The sequence below is a fragment of the Mesorhizobium sp. C277A genome (genome assembly GCF_040324395.1).
GTDB lineage: Bacteria > Pseudomonadota > Alphaproteobacteria > Rhizobiales > Rhizobiaceae > Mesorhizobium.
This window is the reverse complement of sequence record NZ_JAMYVW010000002.1, coordinates 4,985,068-4,999,707: the sequence shown is the minus strand read 5'-3', so window position 1 is coordinate 4,999,707 and position 14,640 is coordinate 4,985,068. Positions and strand designations below refer to the sequence as shown.

The following is a 14,640-nucleotide window of genomic DNA, read 5'->3' as shown; positions in this document are numbered from 1 at the left end:
TCGTCTTCGACGGGTTTCGAGATAGCATGAGCACAGCGCAAGCAGAAATTTCCAACATTCTCATGGATAAGGTTGCCGATTGGCTGACCCAATCGGCGCTGGCGGGCGACGACCTGGAAACATTGGTCAAGGGTTTTTGTGAACGGCTGGCTGCTGCCGGCCTGCCGCTGAAGCGGGTGCATTTGAGCTTTTCGATGCTGCATCCGCTTTATGACGCGCTCGGTTTCACCTGGATTCGCGGCCAAGGCCTGGAAGTGGAAGGCTTCCGGAGTGAGAACGGCGTCCATTCCGACAGATTCCTGACCAGCCCATACTACCATCTGCTCAGCAACAAGCTCGACCATCTGCGGCGCCGGCTCGACCCGTCGGTGCGGTCGGAGTTTCCTGTTTTCGATGAGCTCAGGCTTATGGGCGTCACCGATTACATGGCTTTCGTCCATCCCTTCAACGGCGATACAAGTCAGGGCATGTTGGGGTCCTGGTCCACCGACAGTGCTTCAGGCTTCAGCGACAGCATGATTTCGGCGCTGCTGCGGATCCAGAACCATCTCGCTATAGCAAGCAAGATGGCGGTGCTCACCAAGCTCGCCGACAACATGATGACCACGTATCTCGGCGGTGACGCCGGCAGGCGCGTGCTGGACGGCCAGATCAAGCGCGGCGAGGGCGACACAATCCGGGCCGCGCTGGTGATGGGCGATATGCGCGGGTCGACAAGGCTCGCCGAAACTTCCGGCCGCGAAGTCTATATCGATACGCTGAACCAGTTTTTCGATGCCATCGCAGCACCTTTCAATCGCAAAGGCGGGCAGATCATGAGTTTCCTGGGGGATGGATTCATTGCCGTCTACCCCTGCGAAAGGCATCGCGCGCAGTCAGAGATCGCCTGCCAGGCTGCTCTTGCGGCTGCGCACAAGGCCAGCATGCGCATGATGGAGCTCAATCTGCGCAGAAAAGAGCAAGGACTGGGCGATATAAAATTTGGTATCGGCCTGCATGTCGGCAATGTGATGTTCGGCAATGTCGGGCTTACCGACCGACTCACATTCTCGGTCTTCGGCTCGGCTGTAAACGAGGTCCAGCGTCTCCAGACCCTGACCAAGAAATATCCGCACAGCGTTCTCGCCAGCAAGGACTTCGCCGGCTATTGCGGGGCCAACAGCTGGCTGACGCTCGGCGAGGAGGAACTGGCGGGCAGCAAGCAGAAGCTGACGGTGCTTTCACCCGATCTATCGGGTGCTCTCGCACTCGATGAAGACGCTGCGCTGCAGCCGTTTCACGATCGGATATCGGACGCCGAGCAGGTCATGCTGCTTCATCGCGATGCCGCGCGGCTGTCGGCGGGCGACCGGAGGAAGCTCCAGTAGTCACCACCATCCGATCTGGACGCCCTGGTATGCTGTCCGGCCGCCGGTCGCCGGGGAATTCGTTTCGAATCCAAGTTGCTCTGCGCTGACAATGCGCTAGTCTTGCTTTTTGGGGCCGGTCGGGAGGCGCCAGATTGGGGCTGGTGTGGGAATGGATGCAGGCGTTGATCTGCTGAGGATCGAGGATGTTGGCATCTCTTTTGCCATTGTCGGGGGACCGTTGCATGCCGTCAGGCGGGCAAATCTTCGCGTCCTGCCCGGCAAGGTCACCGCACTTGTCGGTGAGTCCGGTTCCGGAAAATCGGTTCTCAGCCAGGCCGTGATGGGCATCTTGCCGAACACGGCCCATGTTCGCGGCCGTATCCTGTTTTCCGATCCCAAAAAGCCCGGCACCACGCAGGACATCCTGCAGATGCCGCGCGACGGACCCGAAATCCGGGCGTTGAGAGGCAGCCGCATCGGCAAGATCTTTCAGGAGCCGATGACATCGCTGTCGCCGCTGCACACGATCGGCAACCAGGTCAGCGAATCCCTGCAGATTCATACGCACATGGATCGGACGGAGCGCAAGGCGAGGACCGAGGAAATGCTCGGCCTCGTCGGGTTTCCCAATCCCAAGCGCGCCTACGACATGTATCCGTTCGAACTTTCGGGAGGATTGCGGCAACGCGCTATGATCGCCATGGCGCTTATCTGCCGGCCCGCTCTGTTGATCGCCGATGAGCCGACAACGGCGTTGGACGTCACCATCCAGGCGCAAATCCTGCAATTGCTTCGTGGGCTCCAGACCAAGCTCAACATGGCAATGCTGCTGATCACACACGACCTCGGCGTGGTTGCCAATGTCGCCGACGAGGTGGTCGTCATGTACCATGGCGAGATCATGGAAGCAGGCCCTGTGGAGGCAATATTCCGCCGGCCAGGCCACCCTTACCTGAAGGGCCTCATGGCAGCCGTTCCGCATTTCGACCTGAAGCCTGGCGAAAGACTGAAGGCGCTCCGCGAGGTGCCGGTGAATGTCGGGACCCTGCTGGGCAAGCAGACGGCGCCGGAAGCGAAGGGGCCGGACGACATTCTGCTGTCGGTCAGGGATCTGAAAAAGGTCTACACCATCCGCAACTCCGGATGGTTCAGCGGGAGCCATCAGACCTCTGTTCGCGCCGTGGACGGCGTCAGCTTCGACATCAGGCGAGGTGAGTGCCTGGGCCTGGTTGGCGAAAGCGGTTGCGGCAAAACCACCGTCAGCAAGATCCTGATGCGGGCCGTCACCCCTACCGGCGGCTCCGTGATCTTCAACGGCCGCGACGGACCGATCGACGTCCTGGAAGCCGAGGGAGACGCCCTGCGCTTGCTGCGGGCGAAACTCCAGATGGTTTTCCAGGATCCGGTCTCGTCGCTTTCGCCTCGCATGACCGTGGAAAACATCTTGAGCGAGCCGCTGGAAATCCATCAACGTGGCAATGCCGCGTCCCGGCTAGCCACAGTCAAGAGCCTGATGCAGGCAATCGGGCTCGATCCGCGCTTCATCCAGCGTTATCCCCACAGCTTCTCCGGCGGGCAGCGTCAGCGTATCGGCATTGCGCGCGCCTTGGCGCTGGGGCCTGAACTGCTGATCTGCGACGAGCCGGTTTCGGCGCTCGATGTCTCCGTGCAGGCGCAGATCCTGAACCTTCTGAAGGACCTGCAGAAGGAACTGGGCCTGACCTACCTGTTCATATCCCACAATCTGGCGGTGGTGGACTACATGGCGGACCGCATCGCGGTGATGTGCGGCGGGCGTATCGTCGAGCTTGCACCGCGCGAAATTCTGCTCAGGAAACCGATCCACCCCTACACGCGCTCGCTGCTCGCCGCAGTCCCTTTCCCCGATCTCGACCGGCCCATGGATTTCAAGACGCTGAAGCTCGGCGGCGCTTCCGACACCAGCGCATGGGGCCCGCAATTCCGCGACGAGGGCGAAGAGGATATGCTGTCGCCGCTCGATCTCGGCGGCGGCCATCTCGTGCTGGCCCGACGTTCGGCCGATGTCAGCGAGTTACGCCATTGATCAGCCGCCGCATTGTCCTTGGTCTCATGGCTTCGGCATTTCTGCCGGGCACGGCGCGCGCCGGCGATCTGGAGCCGGATTTTCTTCAGCCGCAGCTGAAAGCCAGGGCTCTGCCGCCGCTCGCGGAGCGCCTGCCCAAGAGCCCGCGCGCGTTGAACCTCGCGGCGATGGGCCGGCAGCCCGGCCAGTATGGCGGCACGCTGCGTACGATCATCGGCAGCCAGAAAGATATCCGGATGATGACGATCTACGGGTATTCCCGGCTGGTCGGCTATGACGAGAAGCTTAACTTTCAAGCCGACATTCTCGAAAGTTTCGACGTAAAGGACGATCGCGTCTTCACGTTCAAGATTCGTGAAGGCCATAAATGGTCAGACGGCAGCCTGCTGACGCCGGAGGATTTTCGTTATTGCTGGGAAGATGTCTGGCTGAACGATGAGCTTTCGCAAGGGGGGCTCGCCCCTGCCCTGCTGGCGGACGGCAAGCCGCCACGTTTCGAGATCGTCGATCCGTTGACGGTCCGCTACAGTTGGGACGCGCCCAATCCCGACTTCCTGCCCAAGCTTGCCGCTGCTTCGCCGACACCGCTTGTGTTGCCGGCCGCCTATCTCAAGCAGTTCCACAAGAAATATCAGGATCCATTCCGGCTCGCCGGCCTGATGAAGGAGAACCGGACCGCGAAATGGACGCTCCTGCATATCCGCATGTCGCGGCAGTATCGCCCGGAGAACCCGGATCTGCCGACGCTCGACCCCTGGCAGAACCGGACCAAGCCGCCGGCCGACCAGTTCATCTTCGAGCGCAACCCGTTCTTTCATCGAACAGACGAGAACGGCCGGCAACTGCCCTATGTCGACCGGATCATCATGAATGTCAGCTCGTCGGCGATCATCTCCGCCAAGACCGGTGCGGGCGAGAGCGACCTGCAATGCATGGGAATCGACTTCAGCGATTACTCCTTCCTGAAGGACGCGGAGAAGCGCTACCCGGTGAAGATGCATCTGTGGAAACGCACACAGGGTTCGCGGCTGGCGCTCATGCCCAATCTGAATTGTGCCGACCCGGTGTGGCGTGGCCTTTTGCGTGACGTGCGCGTGCGCCGCGCACTTTCGCTCGCTGTGGACCGGCGCGAGATCAACATGGCCGTCTTCTACGGATTGGCGCAGGAAAGCGCCGATACGGTCTTGCCGGAGAGCCCGCTCTACCGGCCGGAATTCGCGAAAGCCTGGGTCGCCCACGATCCCGACCAGGCCAATGCACTGCTTGACGAGGTCGGGCTTCAGGCCCGTGACGATGACGGCCTGCGGCTACTTCCCGATGGACGCCCGGCGCAGATCATCGTGGAAACGGCCGGCGAAAGCACGCTGGAAACCGATGCGCTCGAACTCATCACCGATCACTGGCGCAAGATCGGCATCGCTTTGTTCATCCGGACTTCGCAGCGCGACATCTTCCGCAGCCGTGCGCTTGGCGGCCAGATCCTGATGTCGATGTCGTCGGGCATCGACAATGGCGTGCCGACCGCCGACATGAATCCATACCAGCTGGCCCCCACCATCGACGACCAGCTGCAATGGCCGCTCTGGGGCGCTTATTATCTGTCGCATGGCAAGATGGGTGAGGCACCCGATGTTCCTGAAGTCGTTGAGTTAATGGCTTTGCTCAAGCGCTGGAACGGGTCGACCGAATCCAGCGAGCGCGCCGAAATCTGGAACTCGATGCTGTCGATCTACACCGATCAGGTGTTCTCTATCGGTACGGTGAACGAAACACTTCAGCCGATTCTGGTATCGTCGCGGCTGCGCAACCTGCCTGACAAAGCACTCTACGGCTACGACCCGACCTCCTATTTCGGTGTCTATTTGCTGGACACATTCTGGCTTGGAGGCTCCTGAGCGTGCTTCGATATCTTGTCTGGCGCATCGCCGTGATGGTTCCAACGCTGCTGGTCATATCGGCGCTGGTGTTCACCATCATCGAACTTCCACCGGGCGACTATTTCGACAGCTATGTCGCCGAGCTTCGGGCCCAGGGCGAAGCGGTGGATTCCGACCGCATCCAGATGATGCGCAAGGAATATGGTTTCGACCAGCCGCCGGTCATTCGCTACTTCTACTGGGTGGGCGGGATGCTGCACGGCGATTTCGGCTATTCCTTCGAATATGAGCTGCCGGTTCGCGACGTCGTCGGCGACCGAATGTGGCTGACCGTGCTGGTTTCCTTCGTCACGATCATCTTCACCTGGCTCATCGCCTTTCCGATTGGCATGTACTCCGCCACGCATCAATACAGCTGGGGCGACTACGGCCTGACTTTCTTCGGCCTTCTCGGCCTTGCCATTCCGAATTTCATGCTGGCGCTGATCCTGATGTATTTCGCCAACATCTGGTTCGGCACCTCCATCGGCCATCTCATGGACCAGCAATATCTCGGCGAGCCGATGAGCTGGGCCAAGGCGAAGTCGATCCTCGCCCATCTCTGGATCCCGGTCCTGATCATCGGCACCGGAGGCACGGCGAGCATGATCCGGCGGCTGCGCGCCAATCTGCTCGACGAACTGCACAAGCAATATGTGGTGACGGCGCGCGCCAAGGGCCTGCATCCGTTCAAGGCGCTGGTCAAATATCCGCTGCGCATGGCACTCAACTTCTTCATTTCCGACATCGGCTCGATCCTGCCAGCCATCATCTCCGGCGCTGAGATCACGGCTATCGTTCTGTCTTTGGAAACGACCGGGCCGATGCTGATCAAGGCGCTGCAAAGCCAGGATATGTATCTGGCAGGGTCATTCCTGATGTTCCTCGCCTTCCTGACGGTTATCGGCGTGCTGATTTCCGACTTGGCGCTGGCGCTGCTTGATCCACGAATTCGTTTGCAGGGTGGCAGCACCAAATGAAACAGGACTCGCCGCTGCCCGCTCCGGGTGCTCCACTGCAACACTACATTTCCGGCGCGCCCTTCGACCTGCAGTCGGTCGAGGCGATGACGCCGGAGCAATCGAAGGTCTTTCAGGCATCGCAGTTGCGGCTGATGTGGTGGAAATTCCGCAAACACCGGCTTGCGCTTATATCCGGCATATTCCTGGCAGTGCTGTATTCCGGGATACTGATCTGCGAGTTCCTGGCGCCCTACAATCTGCACTCGCGCAACATGGACTACATCTATGCGCCGCCGCAGCACGTGCACCTGTTCCACAATGGCGAGTTCGTCGGGCCGTTCGTCTATGGCCGCCAGATGACGCTGGATATGGACACGCTCAAGCGGAACTACATCGAGAAGCACGACGATGTTCAGCGGCTCCGTTTCTTCTGCAAGGGCGACACTTATCGGTTCTGGGGCCTGATCGAAGGTGACAGGCATTTTGTCTGTCCTGCCGAAAACGGGCAGCTGTTTCTGGCCGGCACCGACAGGCTGGGGCGCGACGTGCTCTCGCGCATGATCTATGGCGCACGCATTTCACTGACTATCGGCCTCGTCGGCATCAGTTTCAGCTTCCTGCTCGGCATCGTCATCGGCGGGCTGGCCGGCTATCACGGTGGTATCTTCGACCTGATCGTCCAACGGATAATCGAAGTCCTGCAATCGATTCCCAGCATTCCGCTATGGCTGGCCCTGGCGGCGATCATGCCGATAACGTGGAGTCCGATCCTGATCTATTTCGGCATCACCGTCATCCTCGGACTGCTCGACTGGACCGGACTGGCGCGGGCCGTGCGTTCAAAGCTTCTGGCCTTGCGCGAGGAGGATTACGTTCTGGCCGCGCAGTTGATGGGCGCCGGAAGCAGCCGCATCATCAGGCGGCATCTCATTCCCGGCTTCATGTCGCATCTGATCGCGACGGCGACGCTCTCCATCCCTGGCATGATCCTGGGCGAAACGGCGCTGAGCTTCCTCGGGCTCGGCCTGAGGGCGCCGATAACCAGCTGGGGCATCCTGCTCACCGAGGCGCGCAGCGTCAGCGTGATCGCGTTCTATCCATGGCTGCTTTTGCCGATGCTGCCGGTCATCCTCGTTATCATGGCGTTCAACTTCCTCGGCGACGGCTTGCGGGACGCCGCAGACCCCTACAAGTGATATCGCTGTTCCACCGCGCGGCCTGCCGAACACTCCACCCGGTATGACGCTTGTCGGCGGCCGGTTGCGTTATTGCAGGGTTCGTCGTTCGCCTTTATATGCAGCAAGCCTCGATCGGGGCTGCTGGTTCAGGACACAAAATCGCATATGAGTCGCCTCGATAATTTCATCAGCAGGATGACCGCGCAGCGCGACATTCTCAATCGAATCTGCCCCGAGGTGGCGAAGATGGAGGGGCTTGTGCTTGAGCTCGGCCTCGGCAATGGCCGGACATTCCACCATCTGCGCGAGCTTCTGCCCGGGCGCCGGATCGTGGTGTTCGACCGCGAAGTTGGCGCGCACACTAGCTCAATTCCCGAAGCTGAAAACCTCGTGCTCGGCGAAATACGCGAGACGGGCCGCAAGTTCATTGGCATCGAAGCCGCCCTTGTTCATGCCGACATTGGCACCGGCTATGACGATCGCGATGCAGTGACCGCTACCTGGCTTCCCGATCTGATTGCGAGCCTGCTTCGCGTCGGCGGCTTCGCGGTCAGTGGCACGCCGCTCGATCACCCGCTGCTGCAACACCTCCCGGCGCCCACTTCGGAGCCCGCCGACCGTTATTTCCTCTGCAAGCGCGTGTGAGCGGCAGAGAACTCTTCAGGGGATCGTATAAACCGCAATCTCCCGCTCGATGCCGCGCAGCGAGACCTCGTGCGGCACGGGCGTCAGCGCGTTCCTGTGCAACAGATCGGCGGTGAGATTATCGTCGACCACCGCACGCGTGGCGAAGATCGCCTGTGCGTTGGCGAGGTTCTGGACCCGCGAAGCAATGTTGACCGTCTGGCCGAAATAATCCTGCCGCTCGTTCATGGACACGGCTATGCAGGGGCCGGCATGAACACCGATCTTGAGCAGAAGGTCCTCGCGCCCGCTTTTGTCATTGAGCGCCCGCATGGCGTCGCGCATCCGCAGCGCCGCGGCAATCGCACGGTCAGGCGTCGCGAAGGTCGCCATCACCGCATCGCCGATCGTCTTCACAACCGCGCCTGCCTCCGCCGCGACGATCTCGTGCAGAACCTGGAAATGCTCGCGCACGAGATCGAAGGCTGAAAGATCGCCCACCCGCTCGTAAAGCTCGGTCGATCCGCGCAGATCGGTGAACAGGAAGGTCAGGCTGGTGATCTTCAGGCGCTGGTTGATGTCGAGCGTATCCGTGCGATAGAGATCCCGGAACGTCTGGTTGGTGAGCAGGCGCTTGGCGGTCACGAAGGGCCGGCGCTTGCCCAGGAAATCATGCAATACCGGGCAGGCGATGAAGACCGTCGGCAGCACGCGCGTGTCGGTCCTGTTTTCCAGCGAAATGCGCAATGGGCCGGGTTGCATCTCCAGCGTCTGGCTCTGGACATGGTCGCGGTCGAAGGCCAGAGAGAGGTTTCGCCGCTCTTTTGCCGGTTCGCCCTTCGCGTCGATGAACTGGGCCGAATGCGTGACCGGCTCGAACACGATGATGAATTGGGGCGGAAGCTGGATGTGCAGAACCGCCTTTTCACCGGGCGCAAGCTCGATATCTTCCAGCGAGAACGCTTCCATCTTTTCCGCCAGATCCTCGTCCGGCAGATCGGCCCCGGACGCCCAGTAGATCTGGCGGTAATATTCCACCAACGGCAGTTCGTGTGGATTGTGGGCGGCAATCCTGCGCACGCGGGGACTGACGGTGAATGTCACCTCGACCATCTCGTCGAGGGTCGGCGAATAGCCCTGGGAGCACAGCGCGCAGGTGTATTCGTCCTTCTGCATGGTTTTCAGCGTGGCGTTGGTGTCGAGCACGCCGCCACAGCCGGGGCACAGAACATTCCAGGAAATGTCGAAGATGCCCACCCGCGCCGCATGGAGAAAGGCGCTTATGGTGCGTTCCTCGTCGAGGCCATGCTTGCTGGCGAAGGCGAGCGCATTGATGCGGCAAAGTTCGCGGTCCTTGCCCTCGGCGATGGTTTGCCGGATTGCGTCGATTGCCTGCGGATCGACATCGGTCGATTGCCGCAGAAGCGAGAACAGATCCTGAGCTTCGGTCATCGTGCAGGCTCCGGAAATTGCGCCGCTAGAGCATGATGCCGAAAAGTGTGAAGCGGTTTTCGGACGACATCATGCTCTTCCTGATTCAGAGGCGGATTCAGATTTCAGGTCGGACAGACCTGAAATCATCCGGCTCTAGGCGTGTTGGCCGGACCGATCTTCGACCCGAACGCTCCATCATACTGCTAAACGGACCGGACGGCCATTCGAATGGACAAGCCTGGTGACAGGTCAATTTCCATTTGTTGAATTCCAAACTATGATAGCCCATGGGGCATTCATCTCTGGGGTTTTCTCCATGCCGACACGCGACAACCCGCCATTTCCGGCGGCCCTGCGCCTTTTCTCGGCGGGGGTCATCATCGTCCTGATCGTCGGGGCCGGCCTGTTTTTCGCGCCTGCGCTGGTCAAGCCGCGCTGGCCCTGGGCCGTCACGCCGTTCAATGCCCGCTTCCTCGGCGGCTTCTACACCGCCGAAATGGCAGTGATGGCGGCGCTGCTGGTCTGGAATCGCTGGTCGCCCGGCAGGCTCGTGCTGGTCATGGCCTTCATCTTCACCGTCATCGTGTCGGCGGCTTCGTTCATCAATCTCGGTTATTTCAACTTCGAGCGCAAAGCCCCCTGGCTCTGGTTTCTGGTCTATCTTGCGTCAGCCGCGGTATCCGGGCTGTTCCTGTGGCGGGCAAGGGCCCGCCCTTCTGCAAAAGGCGTGATCTTGAACCCCGCATGGCGCGCCTACCTACCGGTGGAAATGACGATCCTCGGGGCCTACGGCGTCGGCCTGTTGCTGTTTCCCCTGACATTCGGTGGTTTCTGGCCATGGCCGATCGATGCCTTCCACGCCCAGGTCTACAGCGCCATCTTCCTCGCCGGCGCCGGCGGCACCTATCTCGTCTGGAGAAGTGCACCGCGTGAGGAATTGCTGGTGCTCGGCCTGGCGCAGTTTCTGGTTGGCCTGCTTGCTGTTCTTGGCCTCTTCATCACCGACGCTGCCGTGCACCGGATCGACTGGACGGCGGCCGGGACATTGTGCTGGCTCGCCCTTTTCGGCTGGATCGGCATCAGCGGTATCCTCAAACTCTGCGCCGCCCCCCGGCATTTTGCCGCGCAATCGGCATAGGTCGCAGAGACGGCTGGATTTTCAGGTGACGTCCGGTGCATCGTGCCGGGCATATTGCCTCTGTCGCTTTGTTCTGACGCAATTCCGGACGGAAAACCGCTCACACTTTTCCTGAAATTGCGCTAGGCGGGAAAGCCATGACCAGCACGACCTCCTTATCCGAGAAAATCCAGCCGCAGCTCCGGGCCGTCCGGCCAAGCGATGCCGAGGCGCTGTGCGCTATCTTCAATATGCCGGGGTTCCGCTGGGGCACGCTCAGGATGCCGTTCGAGATGGTGGAGCAGGTGGAGCGGCGCATCGCCAAGTCCGGCCCGGAAACCACCTGGATCGTTGCGGAGCTGGACGGCAAGGTTGTCGGCCATGGCAGCCTGGTCGCGCAGGGTTCGCCGCGCCGCTCGCATATAGGCGAGATCAATATCGGCCTTGACGATGGCTTTGTCGGCAGAGGCATCGGCTCTGCCATCCTTGGCGCGCTGCTTGACGTGGCCGACAACTGGCGCGCCCTGAAGCGGGTCGAGTTGACTGTCTATGCCGACAACGAACCGGCCATCCGTCTCTACACAAGCCACGGCTTCGAGGTCGAGGGACGGCATGTGAAGGCCGGTTTTACCGACGGGCAGTACCACGACCTCCTGAGCATGGCCCGGCTGCGGTTCTGATGACCGCCGTCCCTGCCCCTGCGCCTCCGGTGGACATTTTGGCTGTGCTGTCGCTGCTCTGCCCGGAGGTCGTGCGTGACATCGAGCAGAACTGGAATGCGCCGGTTTCCGATTATGCCCGCCATCTGTGGCGGCCGGTGGCAAGGCCTGGATCGGCCCCGTCGATTGCTGCCCGCTCGATCCTGCGCGACGTCCTGCAGCAGCGCCTCGGTGCGATCATGCAGCCTGAAGCGACCGGCAAGGCCCTCGACGAATTCGACCACAGACCGGTTATCCAGTCCGGCCTGCACTGCCTGCTTCTGATGGATCGCATCACCTTCGATGCCCTGCTGCTTGCCTGGCTCGGCGCGGTCGAAAACGGGCTGTCGGCTTTTTTCGGCTTCATGGGAACGACCATGACCATGGAGACAACCGGCCGGGAGGGGCCGGGATGGCTGGATGTCGGCGACGACAAGGTCAATTTGTTTGGCATGGGCCGCCACAAACTGTGCCGCAAAAGCGCCTGCGCGGCCGGTCCCGTCGCCCTCAACGGGCGCGCGCTCGAAACGGTGGGCACTGAGACGGATGCCAGAAGCTGGCTCGGCACGCTGCTTGCCAGCCAGGACAAGGTATTTGCAACAGCCGCCGATGCGCTGACAGAACTCAACGAGCATCTGGTCGCCGATTGGGATCGTTCCGGCATGGCCCGGCCGGTTTTCATCGATGATAGGCTGGCCGCGACTGTCGTGGCGCGGCATCTGGAAGATGAAGGCAGTCTTCTTTCCAGGCTGCTCCTCGAGCCCGCAAGGCGCCGGCGTCTCGACCATGCCTTGCAAGAAGCCGCATCGGGCCCATTTGGCAGGTTCCTGCCCAATGCCACGGCCTATTTCTGGGGCATCCGCGAGCAGCGCGTGCGCAAGCTCGTCCTCGAGAACGGGCGGCTGATCGAGCCTGACAGGCCGCATGGTCTTTCCATCCCGTTCGAGCGGCCGCATCTCCAGCAGGCACTGCTGGACGGCCTGCTTTTGCCGGACTTGTTCCTGATGTTCCTTGCCCTTGCCATATTGCCGCGCGTGCGGGTTGTGGGCGGCCTGAGACAGATTGGCTATGTCGCGCTTTTCCACTCGATCCTGCTGGCTGCGCTTGATGAAAACGCGCCAGAAGAGCGCGATCTGGCCGCCGAGCTGCAGGTTCGGGAAAATGCCTGGGGCATGCGGGTCATCGATGAAAAGATCTCGGTCCGCGAGCAGCTTGCCGGACTGCCGGAAGGGGCGCTGTTCCCGGACCTGCTGCGGCAATACCGGTTGCGGACATTTGCCGAGACGACCGATGACCTGAAACCGGTTCGCGAAAACGCCCGATGGCGCAAGATCGGCCGGGCCTCGGGCCTCTGATCCGGCCGGGCTTTAGCCCGTCATTGCACCACGCCGGCCTTGCGGAGCCCCTCTACCATCAGTTCGAAATCGGCAGGGTTCTTGTAAGGCAAGACCTTGCGACGGTGTTCCAGCGAATAGGCGGGATTGACGCGAAGCAGGTCCTGCCATGCCGTATGGGCCTCCTCCAAACGGCCCAGATGGCCGTAGCATGCGGCCAGAAGCGCACGCGAGACGTCGGTGACAGCGTTGCGAGCCAGCCGTTGCAGCAAGAGGTCGACGGCCTCTTCGTACCTTCCCAGTTGAAACGATGCCAAAGCCTGGAAGTGCAGAAGCACATCCGGAAAGTATGGATTCAAGGTCTTTCCCCGGGCGAAACTCTCTAGCGCCTCCGCGGGTCTACCCGAATAATACAGCGCCTCGCCGCGGGCGACGTGCGCTTCGGCGAAGTTCGGATTGAGAGCTATCGCGCGCTCGACCTCGCCGATGGCCTCATCGTGCCGTCGTGTGTAAAGCTTGGCCGATGCCAGCGCCCAGTGCGCCCAGGGATTGCTGTCATCCAGCGTTACCGCTCGCGTTGCTGCCTCTTCCGCTTGCGCCATCGAGTCCGACGCACCCCACCTGTTGAGGTAATCGAGCCCGTGCGTGAGGGCTAGGAAAGCGTGGGCAGAGGCAAATTTCGGGTCCAGTTCGATGGCCCGCTGCAAGAGCTCGCGGGCCGCGACGTTCGTGTCCTTCGTCAGCCGGTGCCACAGCTCCCGGCCCCGCAGGAAACAGTCATACGCCTCCGGATTGCGCTGGTGTTCGGGCGCCAGCCGCAGACGGTCATCGTCGGTCAGATTGAGCGCCAGCGCACCGACGATGTGCTGCGTCACGTCATCCTGCACGGCGAATATGTCGGTCAGATCGCGATCGAACCGCTCCGCCCAAAGATGGCCGCCTGAAATTGCATCGATGAGCTGCGCGGTGATGCGTACCTTGTTCCCCGACTTGCGTACGCTGCCTTCAAGGACATAGCGCACGCCGAGCTTCGTGCCGACATCCTGCACATGGACGTTCTGGCCCTTGAAGATGAAGGACGAATTGCGAGCGATGACGAAGAGCTGTGACAGTTTGGACAGCGCCGTGATGATGTCTTCGGAGATGCCGTCGGCGAAGTAGTCCTGTTCGGCATCACCGCTCATATTGGCGAACGGCAGCACGGCGATCGACAGTTTCGGCGGCGCTGCCGCAGCCGGAGGGCTCGTCGGGGTTTGCGAGGTCGCGGCCACCTTGGCCCCGGCGCCGACTTGCAGCGAATACACCCGGATCGGCTCGGCGATGTTCTTGAGCTGTGTGCTGCCGAGATCGCTGACCGAGAGGTCAAGCCTGGCCTTGACCTGGCGATAGGCATCCTCGGACAGGCAGATGGCGCCGGGCGCCGCAACGCCCTCCAGACGCGAGGCGATGTTGACGCCGTCACCCATCAGGTCGCCATCGCTCTCTTCGACCACGTCGCCCAGATGGATGCCTATCCTGAACTCGATGCGGCGCTCCTGCGGTACGCCGGCATTGCGCTCAACCATACCGTTTTGAATCTCAACGGCGCAGCGCACGGCATCGACCACACTGCGAAACTCAACCAGCGCCCCATCTCCGGTACGCTTGATAACCCGCCCGTGGTGCACTGCAATGATCGGATCGATCAGGTCGCTGCGCAGTGCCCGCAACCGCGCCAAGGTACGATCTTCGTCCGCGCTCGCGAGCCGGCTGTATCCGACCACATCTGCAGCCAGGATTGCGGCCAGCTTACGGTTCTCGCTCATGGGTCGCCTCCTCATCTCCATCATAGCAGGAAGACGGCGGGACGAGGGAATTTTCGCAAATCACGGCCACGCAGCCGCCCGTATCGGCAGTGCTCCACCGCCAACCCAGACCGATGCCCATTTGTGCTGCCGCTTGCCGGTTGACGACTATCGGTTCA

11 protein-coding genes are annotated in these 14,640 nt (G+C 61.4%); 9 read left to right on the top strand and 2 right to left on the bottom strand.

Annotation, left to right across the window (positions count from 1 at the left end; translation table 11 throughout):
• Nucleotides 1-26: 26 nt before the first annotated feature.
• The 6 genes from NKK52_RS24630 to NKK52_RS24605 all read left to right on the top strand — a co-directional run bounded on the left by NKK52_RS24630 (nucleotide 27) and on the right by NKK52_RS24605 (nucleotide 8,115).
• Nucleotides 27-1,367, top strand: coding sequence for an adenylate/guanylate cyclase domain-containing protein (locus tag NKK52_RS24630; protein ID WP_023672139.1), 1,341 nt, complete (start codon nucleotides 27-29; stop codon nucleotides 1,365-1,367).
• A 151-nt stretch (nucleotides 1,368-1,518) separates the two neighbouring features.
• On the top strand, nucleotides 1,519-3,414 hold the full coding sequence (locus tag NKK52_RS24625) for an ABC transporter ATP-binding protein (RefSeq protein WP_023672138.1): 1,896 nt from the start codon (nucleotides 1,519-1,521) through the stop codon (nucleotides 3,412-3,414).
• Nucleotides 3,411-5,309, top strand: coding sequence for an ABC transporter substrate-binding protein (locus NKK52_RS24620; RefSeq protein WP_023685076.1), 1,899 nt, complete (start codon nucleotides 3,411-3,413; stop codon nucleotides 5,307-5,309). The genes NKK52_RS24625 and NKK52_RS24620 overlap by 4 nt, the downstream gene beginning before the upstream one ends.
• Before the next feature lie 2 nt (nucleotides 5,310-5,311).
• Nucleotides 5,312-6,310, top strand: a complete 999-nt coding sequence (locus NKK52_RS24615) for an ABC transporter permease (RefSeq protein ID WP_023672136.1) — start codon at nucleotides 5,312-5,314, stop codon at nucleotides 6,308-6,310.
• Nucleotides 6,307-7,488, top strand: coding sequence for an ABC transporter permease (locus NKK52_RS24610; protein ID WP_031196756.1), 1,182 nt, complete (start codon nucleotides 6,307-6,309; stop codon nucleotides 7,486-7,488). Before NKK52_RS24615 ends, NKK52_RS24610 begins: the two co-directional genes overlap by 4 nt.
• Nucleotides 7,489-7,635: 147 nt before the next feature.
• A complete protein-coding gene (locus NKK52_RS24605) occupies nucleotides 7,636-8,115 on the top strand; it encodes a class I SAM-dependent methyltransferase (RefSeq protein ID WP_023672134.1) in 480 nt (159 codons plus the stop codon).
• A 15-nt stretch (nucleotides 8,116-8,130) separates the two neighbouring features.
• Here the strand turns inward: NKK52_RS24605 and NKK52_RS24600 are convergent, their stop codons facing one another.
• A complete protein-coding gene (locus NKK52_RS24600; protein ID WP_023685078.1) occupies nucleotides 8,131-9,546 on the bottom strand; it encodes an adenylate/guanylate cyclase domain-containing protein in 1,416 nt (471 codons plus the stop codon).
• Nucleotides 9,547-9,844: 298 nt separating this feature from the next.
• Between NKK52_RS24600 and NKK52_RS24595 the strand changes: the two genes are divergently transcribed.
• The 3 genes from NKK52_RS24595 to NKK52_RS24585 all read left to right on the top strand — a co-directional run bounded on the left by NKK52_RS24595 (nucleotide 9,845) and on the right by NKK52_RS24585 (nucleotide 12,698).
• Nucleotides 9,845-10,666, top strand: coding sequence for a hypothetical protein (locus tag NKK52_RS24595; RefSeq protein WP_023685079.1), 822 nt, complete (start codon nucleotides 9,845-9,847; stop codon nucleotides 10,664-10,666).
• Between the two features lie 137 nt (nucleotides 10,667-10,803).
• Complete coding sequence (locus NKK52_RS24590) at nucleotides 10,804-11,325, top strand: GNAT family N-acetyltransferase (protein ID WP_023685080.1); 522 nt, start codon at nucleotides 10,804-10,806, stop codon at nucleotides 11,323-11,325.
• A 29-nt stretch (nucleotides 11,326-11,354) separates the two neighbouring features.
• Nucleotides 11,355-12,698 (top strand): hypothetical protein, encoded by a 1,344-nt coding sequence (locus NKK52_RS24585; RefSeq protein ID WP_023685081.1) that lies wholly within the window; start codon nucleotides 11,355-11,357, stop codon nucleotides 12,696-12,698.
• A gap of 20 nt (nucleotides 12,699-12,718) precedes the next feature.
• Here NKK52_RS24585 and NKK52_RS24580 read toward each other — a convergent pair whose 3' ends face one another.
• Nucleotides 12,719-14,482, bottom strand: a complete 1,764-nt coding sequence (locus NKK52_RS24580) for an adenylate/guanylate cyclase domain-containing protein (RefSeq protein ID WP_023685082.1) — start codon at nucleotides 14,480-14,482, stop codon at nucleotides 12,719-12,721.
• Between the last annotated feature and the right edge of the window lie 158 nt (nucleotides 14,483-14,640).

Bases quoted from the DNA above. Each gene is read 5' to 3' on its own strand.
- NKK52_RS24630 (WP_023672139.1), top strand. From the start codon at position 27: ATGAGCACAGCGCAAGCAGAAATTTCCAACATTCTCATGGATAAGGTT.
- NKK52_RS24625 (WP_023672138.1), top strand. From the start codon at position 1,519: ATGGATGCAGGCGTTGATCTGCTGAGGATCGAGGATGTTGGCATCTCT.
- NKK52_RS24610 (WP_031196756.1), top strand. From the start codon at position 6,307: ATGAAACAGGACTCGCCGCTGCCCGCTCCGGGTGCTCCACTGCAACAC.
- NKK52_RS24605 (WP_023672134.1), top strand. From the start codon at position 7,636: ATGAGTCGCCTCGATAATTTCATCAGCAGGATGACCGCGCAGCGCGAC.
- NKK52_RS24600 (WP_023685078.1), bottom strand. From the start codon at position 9,546: ATGACCGAAGCTCAGGATCTGTTCTCGCTTCTGCGGCAATCGACCGAT.
- NKK52_RS24595 (WP_023685079.1), top strand. From the start codon at position 9,845: ATGCCGACACGCGACAACCCGCCATTTCCGGCGGCCCTGCGCCTTTTC.
- NKK52_RS24590 (WP_023685080.1), top strand. From the start codon at position 10,804: ATGACCAGCACGACCTCCTTATCCGAGAAAATCCAGCCGCAGCTCCGG.
- NKK52_RS24580 (WP_023685082.1), bottom strand. From the start codon at position 14,482: ATGAGCGAGAACCGTAAGCTGGCCGCAATCCTGGCTGCAGATGTGGTC.